At 70.2% G+C, this 19,427-nt stretch carries 15 protein-coding genes and 2 pseudogenes; 5 read left to right on the top strand and 12 right to left on the bottom strand.

Annotated features, from left to right (window positions below; genetic code table 11):
* Positions 1–21 precede the first annotated feature (21 nt).
* Entirely contained in the window at positions 22–1,395 is a 1,374-nt protein-coding gene (locus BJF86_RS12490) for an AAA family ATPase (protein WP_075819407.1), read from the bottom strand.
* Between the two features lie 224 nt (positions 1,396–1,619).
* Here BJF86_RS12490 and BJF86_RS12485 point away from each other — a divergent pair, with 224 nt between their 5' ends.
* A complete protein-coding gene (locus BJF86_RS12485) occupies positions 1,620–3,674 on the top strand; it encodes a DEAD/DEAH box helicase (protein ID WP_237768210.1) in 2,055 nt (684 codons plus the stop codon).
* Between the two features lie 24 nt (positions 3,675–3,698).
* Positions 3,699–5,258, top strand: a complete 1,560-nt coding sequence (locus BJF86_RS12480) for a phytoene desaturase family protein (RefSeq protein WP_075819405.1) — start codon at positions 3,699–3,701, stop codon at positions 5,256–5,258.
* A 10-nt stretch (positions 5,259–5,268) separates the two neighbouring features.
* Here the strand turns inward: BJF86_RS12480 and BJF86_RS12475 are convergent, their stop codons facing one another.
* Genes BJF86_RS12475 through BJF86_RS12465 form a run of 3 tightly spaced genes read right to left on the bottom strand, consistent with a single transcriptional unit; the run spans position 5,269 to position 7,435 of the window.
* Entirely contained in the window at positions 5,269–5,418 is a 150-nt protein-coding gene (locus tag BJF86_RS12475; RefSeq protein ID WP_075819403.1) for a methionine/alanine import family NSS transporter small subunit, read from the bottom strand.
* Positions 5,415–6,962, bottom strand: coding sequence for a sodium-dependent transporter (locus BJF86_RS12470; RefSeq protein WP_075819401.1), 1,548 nt, complete (start codon positions 6,960–6,962; stop codon positions 5,415–5,417). Before BJF86_RS12470 ends, BJF86_RS12475 begins: the two co-directional genes overlap by 4 nt.
* Positions 6,959–7,435, bottom strand: a complete 477-nt coding sequence (locus BJF86_RS12465) for a type II 3-dehydroquinate dehydratase (protein ID WP_075819399.1) — start codon at positions 7,433–7,435, stop codon at positions 6,959–6,961. Before BJF86_RS12465 ends, BJF86_RS12470 begins: the two co-directional genes overlap by 4 nt.
* Between BJF86_RS12465 and BJF86_RS12460 the strand changes: the two are divergent.
* Together BJF86_RS12460 and BJF86_RS19600 are read left to right on the top strand one after the other, a co-directional pair.
* Positions 7,422–8,702: pseudogene (locus BJF86_RS12460) on the top strand (glycoside hydrolase family 1 protein); the annotation flags it as partial. The gene BJF86_RS12465 and the pseudogene BJF86_RS12460 sit on opposite strands and share 14 nt — an antisense overlap.
* Positions 8,645–9,022 carry a family 1 glycosylhydrolase gene (locus tag BJF86_RS19600; protein WP_321166196.1) on the top strand — a complete coding sequence of 126 codons (378 nt, stop codon included), beginning with the start codon at positions 8,645–8,647 and terminating at the stop codon, positions 9,020–9,022. The pseudogene BJF86_RS12460 and the gene BJF86_RS19600, both read left to right, overlap by 58 nt.
* On the opposite strand, the gene BJF86_RS12455 is transcribed toward BJF86_RS19600, so the two are convergent.
* The 7 genes from BJF86_RS12455 to BJF86_RS12430 all read right to left on the bottom strand — a co-directional run bounded on the left by BJF86_RS12455 (position 9,019) and on the right by BJF86_RS12430 (position 15,556).
* The gene (locus BJF86_RS12455) at positions 9,019–9,828 is read right to left on the bottom strand and encodes a helical backbone metal receptor (RefSeq protein WP_075819397.1); all 810 of its coding nucleotides are present in this window, start codon (positions 9,826–9,828) and stop codon (positions 9,019–9,021) included. The two genes, BJF86_RS19600 and BJF86_RS12455, sit on opposite strands and share 4 nt — an antisense overlap.
* A complete protein-coding gene (locus BJF86_RS12450) occupies positions 9,825–11,219 on the bottom strand; it encodes a UTP--glucose-1-phosphate uridylyltransferase (protein WP_237768209.1) in 1,395 nt (464 codons plus the stop codon). The genes BJF86_RS12455 and BJF86_RS12450 overlap by 4 nt, the downstream gene beginning before the upstream one ends.
* 10 nt (positions 11,220–11,229) lie before the next feature.
* A complete protein-coding gene (locus tag BJF86_RS12445; protein WP_083653052.1) occupies positions 11,230–12,114 on the bottom strand; it encodes a DUF1295 domain-containing protein in 885 nt (294 codons plus the stop codon).
* 95 nt (positions 12,115–12,209) lie between these two features.
* A complete protein-coding gene (locus BJF86_RS12440; protein ID WP_022924734.1) occupies positions 12,210–13,148 on the bottom strand; it encodes a carbohydrate ABC transporter permease in 939 nt (312 codons plus the stop codon).
* Positions 13,145–14,125, bottom strand: coding sequence for a carbohydrate ABC transporter permease (locus BJF86_RS12435; RefSeq protein ID WP_066636584.1), 981 nt, complete (start codon positions 14,123–14,125; stop codon positions 13,145–13,147). The genes BJF86_RS12440 and BJF86_RS12435 overlap by 4 nt, the downstream gene beginning before the upstream one ends.
* An 88-nt stretch (positions 14,126–14,213) precedes the next feature.
* Entirely contained in the window at positions 14,214–14,531 is a 318-nt protein-coding gene (locus tag BJF86_RS19595; RefSeq protein WP_321166190.1) for a hypothetical protein, read from the bottom strand.
* Positions 14,531–15,556 carry an ABC transporter substrate-binding protein gene (locus BJF86_RS12430; RefSeq protein WP_321166189.1) on the bottom strand — a complete coding sequence of 342 codons (1,026 nt, stop codon included), beginning with the start codon at positions 15,554–15,556 and terminating at the stop codon, positions 14,531–14,533. The genes BJF86_RS19595 and BJF86_RS12430 overlap by 1 nt, the downstream gene beginning before the upstream one ends.
* A 342-nt stretch (positions 15,557–15,898) precedes the next feature.
* On the opposite strand from BJF86_RS12430, the pseudogene icmF reads away from it, so the two are divergent.
* Positions 15,899–19,116, top strand: a pseudogene (gene icmF / locus BJF86_RS12425) (fused isobutyryl-CoA mutase/GTPase IcmF).
* 18 nt (positions 19,117–19,134) lie between these two features.
* Here the strand turns inward: icmF and BJF86_RS12420 are convergent.
* Positions 19,135–19,365 (bottom strand): BCCT family transporter, encoded by a 231-nt coding sequence (locus BJF86_RS12420; protein ID WP_075819393.1) that lies wholly within the window; start codon positions 19,363–19,365, stop codon positions 19,135–19,137.
* Positions 19,366–19,427 lie beyond the last annotated feature (62 nt).

The following is a 19,427-nucleotide window of genomic DNA, read 5'->3' as shown; positions in this document are numbered from 1 at the left end:
TTGACAACGTGAGCTGCTTGGTCATTGGGCTGTCCCAAAATGCATTTCCATCTGCTGAAATTCAGCGCGTAAAGGAGATCCGCCGATAAAGTCAGCAACACTATGCGGATCCTTCGCCAACAGGACTTCATCAGGATCTGCGTTCGCCCTCCAGGTGCCTCGTAGAGGCCGGAATATACTTTGTGTATCGCCCCCGGGGCCTCTAAGGTGTTCGGCAAAAAGCAGATCGTTAGGAGAGATCTGCCGTGCAACCTCGGGGGAATGAGAGTTGAGAATTACTTGTCGCAGTGGATTGTCGTCCGCGACCGCCTCCTCAAGGTCGACTGCATAGTCCTGTAGCAGGGCAACGAGATTGGGAATTCGAGAAGGATGTATCCCATTCTCAGGCTCCTCCAGGCATAATGCGCCGCGTTCGCTCGCGTCCGCCAGCATGAGAGCTAGGGCAATGTATCGCAGCGTTCCATCCGAGAGAGACCTGCCAAACATCCAGTTCTCGAATCCCGGCACGCGCGCGCGAAGCACAAGTTGATCCCTGGCGGCGTCTTGAAATACTTCTAGTTGTCGGACGTGGGAATTCAATTCGTTGAGTCTGTTCACGATCTCAAGCGCGACATTACTGTCTTTTCCTACCAGTGCATTTAGTGTCGCCGCCAGACGTCCGCCCGAGGCGCTTACGTGCGGCTCAGCTCCACGACTGTCCGGGCTGCGCATGGCACTGGGCTCCAAATGCAAGAGCCGCCAGGAAGCCATTTCTCTTTTTGCAGCAAGCACGGTCGGATAGTCGACAGTGTTAGTGCCGCCAACCACTGTCAATGGAGAGGTGCCAGCCGGGGCGGGCCGCCCTCTGCTCCCGCCGTCTCCGTGTAAAACTATGGCGCCACGAGCATCGTCAGTGGAGATCAGTGGCCCACCTCGACGAGATCCAATAGCAACTGAATTCTTGAATGCCGTTGAGCATGGGAACTCGGTGAATGACCGGAAATCTCCAAGTTTGGCATGCGTGAGTGATTCACGTGATACTAGGAGACGATCGGACATAGAATCGTATCGCAGCGCCACGGTATAGGTCAAGAGAGTAGTGCTTGGTTTTGATTCCTGTCCGAAGTCGTCAACAACGTCCGGCGAGGCAATCATGTCGGCGGAGAGTTGAATTATTTTTTCTGGGTCTCGCCCATGAACTAAATCGAGCGCGGCGTATGATCCGTCCCCTGTCCGCCGCACTTCGATAGTTGCGGCGTACACGTCCTTCTCCGCTAGCAAGCTAAGGAAGTGGATGGCGTCGAAGAGATTGCTTTTGCCGACACCATTGTGCCCGACCACACATGTAAGTTCGCCAAAGCGGACCTTGGCCCGGCGGATACTCTTAAAGTTCTCTACCCTTAGTGCAACTAGCACTGCTGTCCCTCCGAATTCGGACGTCCTGCGTTCGGGCACCGCGGATACGGGTTGGCGGCGTGGGGTCCGGTTGCGTCCTGTAGAGTCTACTGGCTGCCCTAAGCAGCCTCCACAAGGCCGTCTAGCCTTGCGAAGCGATCACGGGCGCCCAGCGAGCGCCTGGAGGTAGGTCCGGTCACGCCAGAGGCGTCGACGCGAGAACCCACCTCGACCCACTCGAAGAGGTGAGCCTCACCATGGCCAAATCAGCACGCGCCGGTGCGTCCGGGAAGAAGAAGCCCCGCCACAGCGCCGCCCAGAAGAAGGCAGCCCGCCAGGCGCGGGAGAAGCAGGCCCGCGCCCAGCTCAAGGGCGGCCGCGGCGACCGGCGCGGCTCGAGCCGGGGCGCCCAGGACGAGCGTCCGGTCGGCAAGCAGCGCTGGCGCGACCGCGACGAGCGGGACCCGCGCCGGCAGGGCGAGCGGGCGCAGCGTCGCCGCGACGACCGCGGTGACCGGGGCGGCTACCGCCGAGACGACCGGGGAGACCGCGGTGGCTACCGCCGAGACGACCGGGGTGGCTCGCGCGAGGGTCAAGGACGGCAGCAGGGCTCGGGCTACCAGGAGCGGACCTGGCGCTCGCACCGCGAGGAGCGCGAGGGTCGCCCGGGCCGCGGGCGGCACGAGGGACGCAGCTGGGAGGAGGGACGCCGGCGCGAGGACCGTGGACCGCGCGGCGACCGCTGGGAGGACCGGCGCGACAACCGTGGGAGGCCGTCCCGTTCGTGGGAGCGTGGCAGCGCCGACGACTCGTTCGCCGAGGCCGAGGACGAGCGCGACGCGGCGGACGCGGCCTACCAGGAGCGGGTGTCCGCGGCACGCAGCGAGGACGCCTCGGCCGCGGTGGAGGCCGACAACGGCTTCGTCCCGCTCGGGCTCCGCGAGGTGCTGGTGACGACCCTGGCGCGTATCGGCATCACGACCCCCTTCCCGATCCAGGCGGCGACCATCCCCGACGCGATGGCGGGGCGCGACCTGCTGGGCCGTGGCCAGACCGGCTCGGGCAAGACCATGGCCTTCGGGCTGCCGCTGCTGGACCGGCTCGCCGCCCGGCCGCGTGCCGTGCCGCACCGTCCGCGCGCGGTCATCCTCACGCCGACCCGCGAGCTGGCCATGCAGATCGTCGACGCGCTGGCGCCGCTGATGCGCGCGGTCGACCGCCGTTTCGTGCTCGTGGCCGGGGGGATGTCCTACACCCCGCAGCTGCGCGCGCTGGAGAAGGGCGTGGACGTCCTCGTCGCCACCCCGGGTCGTCTCATCGACCTCGTCGACCGGAGCGCCGCGGACCTCTCCGAGGTCGAGGTGACCGTCCTCGACGAGGCCGACCACATGGCCGAGATGGGATTCGTGGAGGCGATCCGCCAGGTCCTCGACCTCACCCCCTCCGACGGCCAGCGGCTGCTCTTCTCCGCCACGCTGGACCACGGGGTCGACCAGGTCGCGAAGACCTACCTCAAGGACCCGGTCACCCACTCCACCGACGACGCACGCGCCAGTGTCACGACGATGGCGCACCACGTCTTCCTCGTGCACCCGCACCACAAGAAGCCGATCACGGCGGCCATTGCCAACCGCCCGGGCCGCACGGTGGTCTTCTGCCGCACCAAGCTCGGCGCGGACAGGGTGGCGCTCCAGCTGCGCGAGTCCGGTGTCTTCGCCGCCGCCCTGCACGGCGGTCTCAACCAGGCCCAGCGGACCCGCGTCCTGGACGCCTTCAAGTCCGGCACCTTGCCCGTGCTCGTCGCGACCGACGTGGCCGCGCGCGGCATCCACGTCGACGACGTCTCGCTGGTGCTCCAGGTGGACCCCCCGGCCGACCACAAGGACTACCTGCACCGCTCCGGACGCACCGCGCGGGCCGGGGAGGACGGCGTCGTCGTGACCCTGGCCCTGCCGCACCAGAAGCGGCAGGTGGCCCGGATGCTGGACGCCGCGGGGGTCGAGACCGAGCCCCGGCCGGTCGCCCCCGAGGACCACGCCGTGATCGAGACGGCGGGCGGGTCGGTGCCAGAGGGTGAGCCGGTGCCGCAGAGCCGGCTGGACGACGTCATGCGCCCCAAGCGCGGTCCGGGCCGCGGATCGCGGGCACCGCGCGGTCCTCGCGGCCAGCGCCAGGGAGACCGGGGGCAGGACCGGCGCCAGCAGGACCGGGGTCGCGACCGTCGGGGCCGGGGCGGCCAGGGCGGCTCCCGCGGCCAGCGCCAGGGAGACCGGCGGCAGGACCGGCGCCCCCGCGACTGACCTGCAGCGCCTACCATCGGCCCCATGACTTCGAGCCACGACGTCGTGGTGGTCGGCGGCGGGCACAACGGGCTGGCCGCCGCGGCCTACCTCGCCCGCGCCGGTCGCTCGGTCCTGCTGCTGGAGCGGTCGCCGGAGCTGGGAGGTGCGACCGTGTCGGCGGAGGCCTTCCCCGGCACCGGTGCCCGGCTGTCGCGCTACTCCTACCTCGTCAGCCTGCTGCCGCGCCGGGTCGTCGACGACCTGGGTCTCTCGCTGCACCTGCGCCGACGCCGCTACTCCTCCTACACCCCGGTGCCCGGCGGCGACACCGGCCTGCTCATCGACCACGGCGACCCGCCGGCCACGGCCGCCTCCTTCGCCGCCGTCGGTGCCGGCGCCGACGCCGCCCGCTGGGACCGCTTCTACGAGCGGGTGGGCGAGCTCGCCCGGGCGGTGTGGCCGACGATGACCGAGCCCCTGCTGCGGCGGCGCGAGATGGCGCACCGCGTCGGGGACCCAGGACTGGTGCGCGACCTGCTGGAGCGTCCCCTCGGAGAGGTGATCGAGTCCACGGTCGCCGACGACCTGGTGCGGGGGGTCATCCTCACCGACGGCCTCATCAGCACCTTCGCCGACGCGCACGCCGCACACCTGCGGCACAACATCTGCTTCCTCTACCACGTCGTCGGCGGCGGCACCGGGGACTGGGACGTGCCGATCGGGGGCATGGGCCAGGTCTCGGGCGAGCTGGAGCGCGCCGCCCGCGACGCCGGCGCGGAGCTGGTCACGCGGGCCACGGTGACCGCGGTCGAGGAGGGCGCCGTCACCTGGCAGGACGCGGAGGGTATGCCGCAGCGCGCCACCGCGGGCCGGATCCTGTGGGCGGCAGCCCCGGCGGTGCTCGACGAGGTCGCGGGAGGCCCGCCGGGGGAGCGGGTGGAGGGAGCCCAGGTGAAGGTGAACCTGCTGCTCTCCCGGCTGCCCCGGCTGCGGGAGACCGGGGTCGCCCCAGAGGCGGCCTTCGGCGGGACGTTCCACATCAACGAGACCTACACCCAGCTGCAGCAGGCCGCGGCCGACGCCGGGCGGGGGCAGGTGCCGAGCCCGATGCCGGCCGAGATCTACTGCCACTCGCTCACCGATCCGACCATCCTGAGCCCGCGGCTGCGCGAGCGGCACCCCGAGGCCCAGACGATGACCGTCTTCACGCTGCAGACACCCGACCGCCTCCTCGACGGGCGCGGCGAGGAGGCCCGGGACGAGCTGCAGCGCGCGGTGCTCGACTCGATGTCCTCGGTGCTGGCCGAGCCGATCGACGACGTCGTGCTCACCGATGGCGACGGTCTCCCGTGCGTCGAGACGCGCACCACGCGGGACCTGCAGGCGAGCCTGGCCATGCCGGGCGGCAACATCTTCCACGCCCCGCTGGAGTGGCCGTTCGTGGAGGACGACGCCCCGCTCGACACGCCGGCGCAGCGATGGGGCGTGGCCACGGCCTACCCCGGGGTGCTGCTCGCGGGGGCCGGGTCCCGGCGCGGCGGGGGCGTCAGCGCCCTCGGCGGCTACCACGCCGCCCGGGCGCTGCTCGAGACCGAGGGCTGACCCCCGGGGCTCAGCGCTGCTCGGCGGGGGGAGCGTCCGGGTCGGGCAGCTCGGCGTCGTCCACCTCGGGTCGGGCGCGCAGGAAGAGCACGCTGGCGACCAGCCCGCCCCACACGACGAGCATCGCCACGATCATCATGAGCACGGCCGACGTGGTCATCGCTGCTCCTCCTCGAGCTCGGGCCAGGCGCGGAAGCCGGCGTCGTCACGGCCCCGCCAGGGGATGAGGGTCAGCACGAGCGCACCCACCGCGACCAGGCCGATGGTGCCCCAGCCGAAGACGAGGAGGTACCACGCCGGGTAGCCCTCGTACCCCTCGGTGACCAGCGTGCGGACCCGCTGGACGAGCATGGTGGTGAGCACCACCGGCGCCAGGCCGCCGACGAGGACGAACCAGACACGCCCCACGCGGAAGGTCGAGACGCGGTTGAGGTGGGCCCGCAGGACCGGGGCCGTCCGGAAGACCCAGACGATGAGGACGGTCATGACGATGGCGGAGACGACGATGCCGACGTTGTTGGCCCACTGGTCGACGGTGTCCAGCGCGATGAGGCCGGAGGTGGTGGAGAACAGCCCGATCGAGATGACCGAGCACACCACGCACACCGTGACGGCGGCCGTGCGGTGGGTCAGCCCGAACTTCTCCTGGACCGAGGCGGCCACGCCGAGCAGGATGGAGATGATCGAGGTGAACCCGGCCAGGACGAGCGCCCCGAAGAAGACGGCGCCGAAGACGGCGCCGCCCGGCATCTCGCTGATGACCGCGGGGAAGGTGACGAAGGACAGGATGGGCCCGGACAGCCCCTCCAGCTGGTCGATGGTCGTGGCCTGCTGGTGGGCCAGGAAGCCCAGGGTCGCGAAGACGCCGATGCCGGCCAGAATCTCGAAGCTGGAGTTGGCGAAGGCGACGACGAGGCCCGAGCTCGTCATGTTGGCCCGGCGCCGCTGGTAGGACGCGTAGGTGACCATGATGCCGAAGGCGATCGAGAGGCTGAAGAAGATCTGGCTGTAGGCGGCGATCCACACGGCCGGGTCGGCCAGCGCCGCCCAGTCGGGGGTGAAGAGGGCGTTGAGACCGTCGGCGGCGCCCGGGAGGGTGAGCGCCCGCACGACGAGTCCCCCGAAGGCGAGGACGAGCAGCGGGATGAAGATGATGTTGACCCGCTGCACCCCCTTGGTGACCCCGAGGGCGATGATGACCAGGACCGCGGCCCAGACGAGCACGAGCGGGAGCGCCACCCCGGAGACCAGCGTCGTCGAGATACCCGGCTCTCCGACCTGGAGGTACTCGCCGACGAAGAAGGCGGCCGTGTCCTCCCCCCAGCGCAGGTCGAAGGCGAAGACGAAGTAGCTGAGCGACCACGCGATGACCGCGGCGTAGTAGACCGCGATGACGAAGCTCAGCACGATCTGGAACCACCCGAGCGCCTCGGCCGGCCGGGCCATGCGCCGGTAGGCCAGGGGTGCGGCGCCGCGGTAGCGGTGCCCGATGGCGTAGTCGAGGAAAAGGATCGGGATACCGGCGGTGAGCAGGGCCACGAGGTAAGGCACGAGGAAGGCGCCGCCGCCGCTCTCGTAGGCCACCCCCGGGAAGCGCCAGATGTTGCCCAGTCCGACCGCGGACCCGACGGCCGCCAGGATGAAGCCGGTCGAGCTCGACCACGTCTCGCGGCGTGCCTGCCTCGCCGGTGCCGCCCCGCTCATGCCCGGGTGCCCCGCGCGTCCGAGGACCGGGGGTCGGGCGCGGTGGCCAGGTGGTCGACGGCCCAGCCGTAGCCCGGCACCCCCGCACCGGCCACGACCATCTCGGCGACGGGGGAGAGGTAGGAGGTGTGCCGGAACGGCTCGCGCGCGTGCGGGTTGGACACGTGCACCTCCACGACGCGCACCGCGGTGCCCTTGATCGCGTCGTGCAGCGCCACGGAGGTATGCGTGCAGGCACCGGCGTTGAGCACGACGCCGACGCAGTCAGGGTCGCGACCCGCCTCCTGCAGCGCGTCGACCAGCTCACCCTCGTGGTTGCTCTGCCGGCACCTCACCTCCAGGCCGTGCTCGGCCCCGCGGTCGGCGCAGAGCCGCTCGACGTCGGCGAGGGTGGCCGTGCCGTAGATCTCCGGCTCGCGGGTGCCGAGCAGGTTGAGGTTCGGCCCGTTGAGGACCACGATGTGCCGCGCCATGGGGTTACGCTCTCACATGTCGGCGCCGAGTCGGGCCCTCGCGCCGGGGCGTCGCCCGGAGCCCGGCTCGCGTCGTCGCAGCGGTGCTGTTGACGGCGCGGCCCAGGGGTGCGCAGAGTGGGTGAGTTCTGACCTGCACGGCAACAGCCGGTCCGCCCGAAGGAGTCTGTCCGCCATGACCGCCCCTCTCGCCTTTCCCGACGGTTTCCTCCTCGGGGCCGCCACCGCGGCCTACCAGATCGAAGGGGCGGTCCACGAGGACGGCCGGGCCGACTGCATCTGGGAACCCTTCTCCGCGACCCCGGGCAAGGTGGTGGAGGGGCATACCGGGGCGGTGGCCTGCGACCACTACCACCGGATGCCGCAGGACGTGTCGCTCATGCGTGCGCTCGGTCTCGGGGCCTACCGGTTCTCGGTGTCCTGGGCGCGGGTCTGCCCGGACGGGCGCACGGTCAACCCCCGAGGACTGGACTTCTACTCCCGGTTGGTCGACGAGCTGCTGGGCGCCGACATCCTGCCCTGGGTGACGCTCTACCACTGGGACATGCCGCAGGCGCTGGAGGAGGAGGGCGGCTGGGCCGACCGCGGGGTGGTCGACCGGTTCGTCGACTACGCACTGGCGGTCCACGACCGGATCGGGGACAGGGTGCGGCAGCTCACGACGCTCAACGAACCGTGGTGCTCGGCCTTCCTCGGGTATGCCGCCGGCGTGCACGCCCCCGGGCGCACCGACCCGCAGGACGGGTTGCGGGCCGCCCACAATCTCCTGCTCTCCCACGGCCGCGCCGTGAGTGCACTGCGCGAGCGGGACCCCGGGCTGGAGCTGGGCCTGACCCTCAACTTCACCGAGATGCAGCCGCAGGATCCCGCGTCGGCGGCCGACCAGGACGCGGCCCGACGGCTCGACGGACTGGCGAACCGCTTCTTCATCGAGCCGATCACGCGGGGTGCCTACCCGCCGGACGTCCTGGACGACCTGGGCGAGCTGTGGCCGCGCGACCTGGTGCAGGCGGGCGACCTGGAGACGATCTCGACGCCGATCGACGTGCTCGGGGTCAACTTCTACGCCAGCAGCATGGTCACCGGCCCCGCCCCGGAGGCCGCCCGAGAGGCCGCCCGCCAGGCCCGCGCTCACGACGGCCCCTCACCCAACGTCGGGTCCGAGCACGTGGTGACGGTCCGCCGTGGCATACCCGTCAGCGACATGGGCTGGGAGATCCGGCCCCCGGCGCTGCACGAGCTCCTGGTGCGGCTGCAGCGGGACTACACCGGCCCCGCCGGCACCCGCCTCTACGTGACCGAGAACGGCGCGGCCATGCCGGACGTCCCCGACGAGGAGGCTTCGTCGACGACCAGGACCGGATCGCCTACCTGGAGGGCCATCTGCGGGCGGTCCACGGCGCGATCACGGAGGGCGCCGACGTCCGCGGCTACTTCGTGTGGTCGCTGCTGGACAACTACGAGTGGGCCTTCGGCTACACCAAGCGCTTCGGCATCGTCCGGGTCGACTACGACACGCAGCGCCGCATCCCCAAGGCGAGCGCCCACTGGTATGCAGACGTCGCTCGCTCGGGCTCGATCGGCTAGCGCGGGCTGGGCGGATCGTCTCGTGGCGCTCCGTGGGTCCCCGTCGCGGGCACCGAGGTGAGCAGGTCGGCGGCCTCCAGCATGGCGGGGCCGTACCACGTGAGCACCCTGCCGCTGACGAGCCGCGTCGGGGTGCGGGAGAAGGCCTCCGGCCCGTCCAGCGCGGTGAAGACGTAGGGCTCGTCCGGGAGCAGCACGACGTCGGCACCGGCGCGGTCGAGGTCGTCCACCTCGACCCTCGGGTAGCGGTCCTCGTCGCCGGCGTAGACGTTGGCCAGCCCCGCGCGGTCGAGCAGGTCGGTGGTGTAGGTCCGGGCACCGACGACCATCCACGGGTCGCGCCAGATCGGCACGGCGACGCGCGCCCGGGGCGGGGTGCCCGGCCCGGGGGCCCAGCGACGCTCCACCTCGGTCAGCCACGCCGGCTCGCCCCACCCCAGGACGTCGACGAGCAGCGTGCGCAGCACGCGCAGCGCGTCGTCGACCGACTCCACCACCCCGACCCAGACCGGTATGCCCGCGTCCCGCAGCCGTCGCACGTCCAGCTCGCGGTTCTCCTCCTGGACGCAGACGACCAGCTCGGGAGCGAGCGCCGCCACCGCGGCCCGGTCCGGGTTCTTGGTGCCCCGGACCCGCGGGACGTCGAGGTCGGCGGGGTGGGTGCACCAGTCCGTGGCGCCCACGAGGGCCTCGCGCCGGGTCGCCGCCAGCGCCTCGGTGAGCGAGGGCACGAGGGACACCACCCTGGTCACCGCGCCCTGGGGCAGCGGCACCGTCGCACCGAGGTCGTCCTGGACCGTCCTCACGACGCGCCCAGCGTGGTCCCGTCCTCGACGGTGCCGCCCTCCGGTCCGAGCACGGCCCCCCCGACGACGCGGACGTCGCGGCCGAAGCGCCAGTCGCCCTGCACCTCGAGCCGCTCGGCCTCGACCAGCGAGGGCACCCCGGCGGGGAAGCGCTCGTCGAAGTCGCCGATCATCCCGTAGTGCTCCTTGCTCAGGTCGACCACCGGCGCCGGGTCCACGGTCCTGCGCAACCGGTAGGAGGTGTCGTCGACGGCATACACGTCCGAGCGCAGCAGCGCCAGCTCGTTGGTGGTCTTGACCGGCACGAAGCGGTCCCGGGTCACCGCCACCGACGCGGCGTCGTCGAAGAGCTCGACGGCGCTGCCCATCGCCGACTCGATCTGGACGACCGGGGTCGAAGCCTTGTCCTTGGGGTCGACCGTCTTGGCGTTGCGGATGAGCGGGAGCTCCATGACCCCGTCCCGCTCGGCCAACATCGCGCGCAGCCGCTCCAGGTCGAACCACAGGTTGTTGGTGTTGACGTAGGGGTGCTTCTCGCCGTCCATGAAGTGGACCATCTCCTCCTCCGCCGTCTGCGCGGTGTCGCGCAGCACCAGCCGGCCGTCCGCGCGCCGGCGGACGAGGTGGCCGCCCTTCTTGTCCATCTCGGTGCGGCGGCAGACCTCGGCGGCGAAACCGGCGCCGCTGGCCGCGAACCACGCCGCCACCCGCCCGTCGGGGACGGCGCCGAGGTTGTCGACGTTGGAGACGAAGGCATACCGGAAACCACCCTCGAGCAGCCGGTCGAGGAGCCCGCTCGCCAGCAGCGAGGGGTAGAGGTCGCCGTGGCCGGGCGGGCACCACTCCAGCCCGGGGTCGGCCTCCCAGGTGACGGGGGTGAGGTCGTCGGCGCGCAGCTTGGGCTCCTGGCTCTGCAGGAAGTCCAGCGGTAGGCCCGCCACCTCCAGGTCGGGGTAGCGCGCCAGCACCTCCAGCGTGGCCTCCCGGGTGGAGAAGCTGTCCATGAAGGTCAGCGGCAGCCGCACGCCGTAGCGTTCCCGCAGCGCGAGCACCTGGCGCACGGTGATGTCGAGGAAGGTGAGGTCGCTCCGGACCGGGAGCAGCGACTTCGGGCCGGCCAGCCCCATCGAGGTGCCGAGCCCGCCGTTGAGGGTGATGACGGCGGTCGCGCCGAGCGCCTCGGCGGCCTCCTCCTCGGTGACCTGCACCTGGTCGAGATGGGCGGCGGGCAGGGCCGGCTCCACGTCGGCCTCCGCGATGAGCCCCGTCGCCCCGGCCGCGAGGTTCTCGTAGTGGCGGGCGAAGGTGTCCCGCGCCGGCCGGCTGACGCCGGCCTGCTCCATGCGGTCCAGGGCCTGGGCGAGTCCGGGTGTGCTCGTGCTCGTGCTCATGGGCACCAACCTACTGAACGGGGCGCGAGCGGCGTCGGCGCGACCCGAGGGGGAAGAGCACGGGGGTGCGCGCCGTGTAGGCCTCGTAGTCGGACCGGCCGCCCCATCGCTCGTCGGCCCGGCGCTCCAGCACCGGGACCCCGCTGCCGAAGCGCAGCAGCAGGTAGATGAGCCCCGGGGAGACCAGGGTGACGTGCTGCCAGCCGGAGAGCGCCGGGAGCGCCACCAGGGCGACGCCGGTCCAGAGCAGGATCTCGCCGACGTAGTTGGGGTGCCGGGAGATCGACCACAGACCGGACCGGATGAAGTCACCCTCGTTCGCCGGGTCGGCCCTGAAGGCCGACTTCTGCGCGTCGGCGACCGCCTCGACCCCGAAGCCGAGGAGCCAGACCGCGATGCCGGCATACCCGAGGACGCCCAGCGGCTCCCGGGTGCCGGAGGTGATCGCGGCCAGCGCCGCGCCGGCGGCGAAGGTGACCCACAGGCCCTGCACCGTCCACACGAGCAGGAATCTCCGCCAGTCCTGCTTGAGCTCGTCGAAGCGGCCGTCCTTGCCCGCCTTCGTGACCCGCCGGAAGAGGAAGACCCCGAGCCGCAGCGCCCAGAGGAGCACCATCATCGCGAGGACCCAGGTGCGGGCGTCGCGGTCCTCGACGAGGACCAGGGCCAGGATCGCCAGGAGCTGGAAGGTGAGGGACCCGGTGAGGTCGAAGAAGCGCTCGGTCTGCGCCAGGAACGAGGGGACGTAGACCACCCAGTTGAGGACGAAGGCGAGGGCGACCAGCAGCAGCATGAGCGGCAGGCCGTCGGCGACACGGTGCCCCCCGTCCGAGGCGGCGAGCGCGAGGAGCAGCCCGCCGAGGGTGGCAGCGCCAGCGAGGACGAGGCTCGTCACGCAGGTCAGCCTACGGTCGTGGGGGCCTCCCCTGCCCGGCAGTAAGCACATCGACCCCGGGAGGATTCCCCGGGGTCGATGTGCGTGATGGCCGCTCAGCCCTTCACACCGCCGGCCAGCAGACCGCGGACGAAGTAGCGCTGCAGCAACAGGAAGACGGTCACCGGGACGACCATGGCGACGAAGGCGCCGGCCGACAGCAGGTGCCAGGCGGTCCCGCGCGTCCCGGTCAGGTCCGCCAGGCGGACCGTCAGCGGCGCCACCTCCTGCGCCGAGCCGAAGACCAGTCCGACGAGCAGGTCGTTCCAGACCCAGAGGAACTGGAAGATCCCGAAGGCCGCGATCGCCGGCACGAGCAGGGGCAGCAGCACTTGGAAGAAGATCTTCACGTGGCCCGCCCCGTCGACGCGTGCCGCCTCCACGAGGGACCGGGGGATGTCCATCATGAAGTTGTGCAGGAGGAAGATCGCCAGCGGCAGCGCGAAGATGGTGTGTGAGAGCCAGATCGGCCAGAACGACCCGACGATGCCCCAGTTGTTGTACTGCGTCAGGAGCGGGATCATCGTGATCTGGATCGGGACGATCTGCAGCGCGAAGACCGCGACGAACAAGATGTTGCGGCCCCGGAACTCCAGCCACGCGAAGGCGTAGGCCGCCAGCAGTGCCAGCGTGATGGGGATGATGACGGCGGGCAACGTGATGACGATGGTGTTGATGAAGACATCGATGAAGTTCGTCGAGCCTCCGTAGAGCACCGCGTCGTAGTTGGCCCAGGTCACCTGCGGGTCGCTGAAGAAGGTCCACCATCCCGAGGTGCGGATGTCGATCTCCGGGCGGAAGGAGGTGACGAACAGCCCGAGCGTCGGGATGCTCCACAGGATGGCGATGACGATCGCGATCACGCTGGCCCACGGCGAGGACAGCTTGGTCTTCGCGTCGACCGCCCGCTGCTCGGCCTTGGTGAGCTTGCGCGGCGGGGTGCTCTTGGCCGGGGTGGTGCCGGCCGTGTCGGCGGTGTCGGTGCTGGTGCTCATCGCTGCTCCTCCGCCAGCTTCATCTGGCGCACGTTGTAGACCACGACCGGGACGACCATGACGAAGAGCAGCACCGCGAGGCTGGCACCGATGCCACCCTCACCGCGCACGAAGCTCCGGGTGTAGAACTCGTTGGCCACGATCGAGGTGTCGAAGTTGCCGCCGGTCATCGTGAAGACGATGTCGAAGACCTTGAGGGTCGCCATCGCGATCGTGGTGATGACGACGACGACGGCGGGACGGATGGACGGGACGGTCACCGAGCGGAACATCTGCCAGTTGCTGACGCCGTCGAGCTTGGCGGCCTCGATGATGTCGTCCGGGATCGCCTTGATCGAGGCCGACAGGATCGTCATCGCGAAGCCGGACTGGATCCAGATCATCACGGCGATCAGGAAGAAGGTGTTCCAGGGCCAGGTGAGCAGGAACTGCTGGCTGTCGAAGCCGAGCCAGACCAGCAGCTGGTTGGCCAGGCCCGTCTGGGGCCGGTCGGTGGGCTTGAAGTCGTAGACGAACTTCCAGATGATGCTCGCCCCGACCATTGAGATCGCCATCGGGAGGAAGACCAGGGTCTTGGCGAGCTTCTCGAAGCGGGTCCGGTCCACGAGCACGGCATACACCAGCCCGATCGCCGCCGACAGCAGTGGCACCAAGATCACCCACAGGAAGGTGTTGAGCAGCACGATCCGCAGCGCCGAGTTGCCGAAGACGTCGGCGTAGTTCTGCACACCGACCCAGTCCTGGCCGTTGTCGCTGCGGAACGAGTTCATGATCGTCACGATGGCGGGGTAGACCAGCCCGAAGACGACCAGCAGGGCTGCCGGGCCCAAGAACGCCAGCACCGTGATCCACAGGGGCATCCGAGGGCGGTCGGCGAGGAAGAGCACGAGTGCCATCACTGCCACGAACAGCAGGATCGCGATCCCCATGACGAGGAACTTCTCCACCGGTGTCCCGGTGTTGAGCAAAAACTCCATGGATGAGTCCTTTCCGGCGGGCTGCGGCGCCACGGACGGCGGGGGGGCGGGCGATGAGACACCGCGCCCGCCCCGCGCCGTCAGCGGGTCAGTCCCAGCTGTTCTCGATGGAGTCGAGCACCGACTGGGTGTCCTCGCCGGTGATCCAGTTGGTCATGCCGGTCCAGAAGGACCCGGTGCCGACCGCGGCCGGCATGAGGTCGGAACCGTCGAACCGGAACTCCGTCGCCTCGTCGGTCAGCAGCTCGAAGGCCAGCTGGTCGATGGGGGACTTCAGGTTGGCCGGGTCGAGGCCGGAGTTGGCCGAGACCCATCCGGGGGAGGAGACCTTCGCCTTGGCGTTGGACCACTCGGGGCTCGCGAGGTAGGCCTGCAGGGCCTGGACCTCAGGACGGTCGGCGAACATCAGCGTGAACTCGCCACCACCCAGCAGCGGCTGCTCGTCGGGGTCGTTGCCCGGCAGGTAGAACGCGAAGACGTCGCCGTCTTCGGCGACGTTGGTACCCTCCGGCCAGTTGGCTGGTAGAAGGACGCCTGCCGGTGCAGGAAGCACGACCCGTCGAGAATGGGCAGCCCGGCCTCGCCGAAGGGCACGGTGGCGATCGACTCCACGCCACCGAGGCCTCCGTTGACCATCTGCTCGTCCTTGAGCACCTGGCCGGCCTGGTCCAGCGCCTCGACGACCTGGTCGTCGTTGAAGGGGATCTCGTGCTCGACCCACTGGTCGTAGGCCTCCGGCCCGGCGGTCCGCAGCATCATGTCTTCCAACCAGTCTGTGGCCGGCCAGCCGGTGGCGTTGCCGGACTCGATGCCAGCGCACCAGGGCTTGGCGTCCGGGTGGTCCGAGGCGATCTGCTCAGAGAGCGCCATGAGGTCGTCCCAGGTCTCGGGGATCTGGTAGCCGTTCTCCTCGAAGGCTCCCGGGGAGTACCACACGAAGGACTTGGCGTTGGCGCCGAGCGGAGCGGCGTAGTACGTGCCGTCGACCGTGCCGTAGCCCTTCCAGGACTCGTTGTAGTACTCGTCGACGTTGGCCTCGGCCTGCTCGCCGACCGGGAAGACCGAGTCCGGGAAGTCGGTGACGAGGCGCTGGACGAGACCGGGCTGGGGGATGTAGGCCATGTCGGGGGCGTTGCCGGACTCGAGCCGCACGGGGAGCTGAGTCTCGAACTGGCGGGAGCCCTCGTACTCCACCGTCACGCCGGTGCAGTCCTCGAAGGGGATGAAGGCGTCGATGTGGGACTGGTCCTCGGGGGAGACGATCGAGGTGTAGACGCTCACGCTCGTCCCCTCGAGGTCGCCGTACTCCTGGTACGGCTCGCAGGCGACGTCGACCGACGACAGGGCCTCGTCGACGTTGTCGCTGCCGGCCCCCTCGCCGCCGCCGCAGGCGGCCAACGTGACTCCCGCCAGGCCGAGGGTCGCTGTCATCGCCAGCCGGCGAGTAGTGCTTCTGCGCATCGTCGCGCGTCCTTTCTGAAGAACTTCCCCGCATCCCGGATCGTGGGGACGTGGGCACGGGGACCTATCGCAGCACCCCGACCTGTCGGGCATCAAGCATTCGCGGTTACGTAACGGTAACGATCTCTTCCGGCTCCGGGGAGAGGCGTGCGACCAGCGGACCGGAGGCGCCCGGTTGACGAGCACGTCAAGGAGGCCGCGCCGGTCCACTACCATCGAGGGGTCAGCCAGCACTCGAGGAGGAGAGCACCGGTGAAGAACGACCAGAGCGCGACCGCGTCGGGATCGCAGGCCGCCGGCGGCAGGCCCGCCCTGCGCACCCCGGAGCACCCGGTCCGGATCGTCACGGCCGCGAGCCTCTTCGACGGGCACGACGCGTCGATCAACATCATGCGGCGCATCATGCAGAGCCAGGGCGCCGAGGTGATCCACCTGGGGCACAACCGCTCGGTGGCCGAGGTCGTCGAGGCGGTGCTCGACGAGGACGCCAACGCCGTCGCGGTGTCCTCCTACCAGGGCGGTCACGTGGAGTACTTCGAGTACCTCGTGGACCAGCTCCGCGAGGCGGGGGCGGGGCACGTCACCGTCGTCGGCGGGGGTGGCGGCGTCATCGTCGCCGAGGAGATCGAGCGGCTGCGCGAGGCCGGCGTCACCATCTTCTCCCCGGAGGACGGGCAGCGCCTGGGTCTGCCGGGGATGATCAACCAGGTCATCACCGAGGCCGACACGGACCTCTGGGAGGTCGGCGCCGCCGACGTCGAGGCCGTGCTGGCGGGGGAGCGGACCGCGGTCGCCCGGGCGATCACCGGCGCCGAGCTCGGCTCGCTGCCGTCCGCCGACCGGGAGCGGTATGCCGCGGCGGCGAAGGAGAGCAGCACCCCCGTGCTCGGGATCACCGGCACCGGCGGGTCCGGCAAGAGCTCGCTCACCGACGAGCTGGTCCGGCGCTTCCGCATCGACCAGGGCGACCGGCTCCGGATCGGGGTGCTCGCCATCGACCCGACCCGGCGCAAGGGAGGCGGCGCGCTGCTCGGCGACCGGATCCGGATGGGTGCCCTCGGCGGGGACCAGGCGATGTTCCGGTCCATGGCCACCCGCGGCGAGTCGGAGGTGCCCGAGGCGCTGCCGGTCGCCATCGACGTCCTCAAGGCCGCCGGCTTCGACCTCGTCGTCGTCGAGACGCCCGGGATCGGGCAGGGCGATGCGGGCATCGTGCCCTACGTCGACACCTCGCTCTACGTCATGACCCCGGAGTTCGGGGCGGCCAGCCAGCTGGAGAAGATCGACATGCTCGACTTCGCCGACGTCGTCGCGATCAACAAGTTCGAGCGGCGCGGCGCCATGGACGCACTGCGGGACGTCGGCCGTCAGCTCGTGCGCAACCGGGAGGCCTTCGGCAAGAAGCCCGAGGACATGCCGGTCTTCGGCACCTCCGCCGCGACCTTCAACGACGATGGGGTCACCGCCCTCTACCAGGCGCTGCGCGACCTTCTCGGCGACCAGGGTCTGGACGTCACCGAGGGCGTGCTGCCCCGCGTCGAGGTGCAGCACTCCTCGATGATCCGGCAGGTCGTGCCGCCCAAGCGGGTGCGCTACCTCGCCGAGATCGCCGACACCGTCCGCGGCTACCACGACGACACCGAGCGGTATGCCCTCGCCGCCCGTCGCGTCGAGCGCCTCGCCGCGGTCGACGACGAGCTGGCAGCCGCCGGGAGGACCGACCACGGCGTCGACGACCTCCTCGCCGAGGCGCGGCGGAAGCTCCCGACCGAGGTCGAGGAGATGATCGAGGGCTGGCCCGCGCGCGTGGAGGCATACTCCGGGGACGAGCAGGTGGTGAAGGTCCGCGACCGCGAGATCCGGACCCGGCTGACCAAGGAGTCGCTCTCCGGCAACCGCATACCCCGGGTCGCGCTGCCGACCTACGACGAGGCCGGCGCGCTGGTGCGCTTCTGGCGCCGGGAGAACCTCCCGGGCTTCTTCCCCTACACGGCAGGCGTCTTCGCCTTCAAGCGGGACAACGAGGACCCGGCGCGGATGTTCGCGGGCGAGGGCGACCCGTTCCGCACCAACCGGCGCTTCAAGCTGCTCTCCGAGGGGCAGCCGGCGACCCGGCTGTCCACCGCCTTCGACTCGGTCACCCTCTACGGCCACGACCCGGCGCAGCGCCCGGACATCTACGGCAAGGTCGGCACCTCCGGGGTCTCCATCGCGACGCTGGATGACATGAAGGCGCTCTACGACGGCTTCGACCTCGTCGACCCGACCACCTCGGTGTCGATGACGATCAACGGCCCGGCGCCGACCGTGCTCGCCTTCTTCCTCAACACCGCGATCGACCAGCAGGTCGAGGCCTTCCGGGAGCGGGAGGGCCGCGAGCCTCCGGGGCCGAGGCGCAGAAGCTGCGCGAGTATGCCCTGCAGCACGTCCGCGGCACGGTCCAGGCGGACATCCTCAAGGAGGACCAGGGGCAGAACACCTGCCTGTTCACCACCGAGTTCTCGCTGCGGATGATGGGCGACGTCCAGGAGTGGTTCATCGAGCAGGGGGTGCGCAACTTCTACTCGGTGTCCATCTCGGGTTACCACATCGCCGAGGCCGGAGCGAACCCCATCAGCCAGCTCGCCTTCACCCTCGCCAACGGCTTCACCTACGTCGAGTCCTACCTCGCCCGCGGGATGGACATCAACGCCTTCGCGCCCAACCTGTCGTTCTTCTTCTCCAACGGGATGGACGTGGAGTACTCCGTCATCGGGCGGGTGGCGCGGCGCATCTGGGCGGTCGCGATGCGCGAGCGCTACGGCGCCAACGAGCGCAGCCAGAAGCTGAAGTACCACGTCCAGACGTCGGGGCGCTCGCTGCACGCGCAGGAGATGGACTTCAACGACATCCGCACGACGCTGCAGGCGCTCATCGCGATCTACGACAACGCCAGCTCGCTGCACACCAACGCCTACGACGAGGCGGTGACCACCCCCAGCGGGGAGTCGGTGCGGCGCGCGCTGGCGATCCAGCTCATCATCAACAAGGAGTGGGGCCTGGCGATGAACGAGAACCCCAACCAGGGGTCGTTCATCATCGAGCAGCTCACCGACCTCGTCGAGGAGGCGGTGCTCGCGGAGTTCGACCGGATCAGCGAGCGCGGCGGCGTCCTCGGCGCCATGGAGACCGGCTACCAGCGCGGCAAGATCCAGGACGAGTCGCTGCTCTACGAGCACCGCAAGCACGACGGCACGCTGCCGATCATCGGGGTCAACACCTTCCGGCGGCCCGAGTCCGAGCGGGAGGAGGTCGAGGTCGAGCTGGCCCGGGCCACCGAGGCGGAGAAGCAGTCGCAGCTGGACCGGGTCCAGGCATACCAGGAGGAGCACCGCGAGGAGGCGCAGGAGGCCCTGGCCCGGCTCAAGGAGGCCGCGATGGCCGGCGACAACGTCTTCGCCGTGCTCATGGACGCCGCCCGGGTGTGCACCCTGGGCCAGATCACCGAGGCCTTCTTCGAGGTCGGTGGGCAGTACCGCCGCAACGTCTGAGGCGCGGGGTGGGGCGGCTCAGCGCTCGCCCGGGCTCCAGGCGCCCTCCTGCCGCTGACCGGCGCGGTCGCGGCGGGTGTCGACCGCGGGGCTGACGCACAGCGCCACGAGGATGAGGGTGAAGGGCACCGCAGCGATGACCGCGGCGTCGCGCAGGCTCTCCGCACCGCCGGTGAGGAGCAGCGAGGCCCAGAAGACCGCACCCAGCCGTGGGGTGCCCGTGGTGTCCTGCGCCGTCGCCCGGCTCATGCGCGAACACCCTAGCGACCCCCGCCACGCAGCCGGTCCCGCTCGCTAAGGTGGGCCGACGG

The sequence above is a fragment of the Serinicoccus sp. CNJ-927 genome (assembly GCF_001942435.1).
Taxonomy (GTDB): Bacteria; Actinomycetota; Actinomycetes; order Actinomycetales; family Dermatophilaceae; genus Ornithinicoccus; species Ornithinicoccus marinus.
This window is presented reverse-complemented; position numbering and strand designations above follow the sequence as displayed.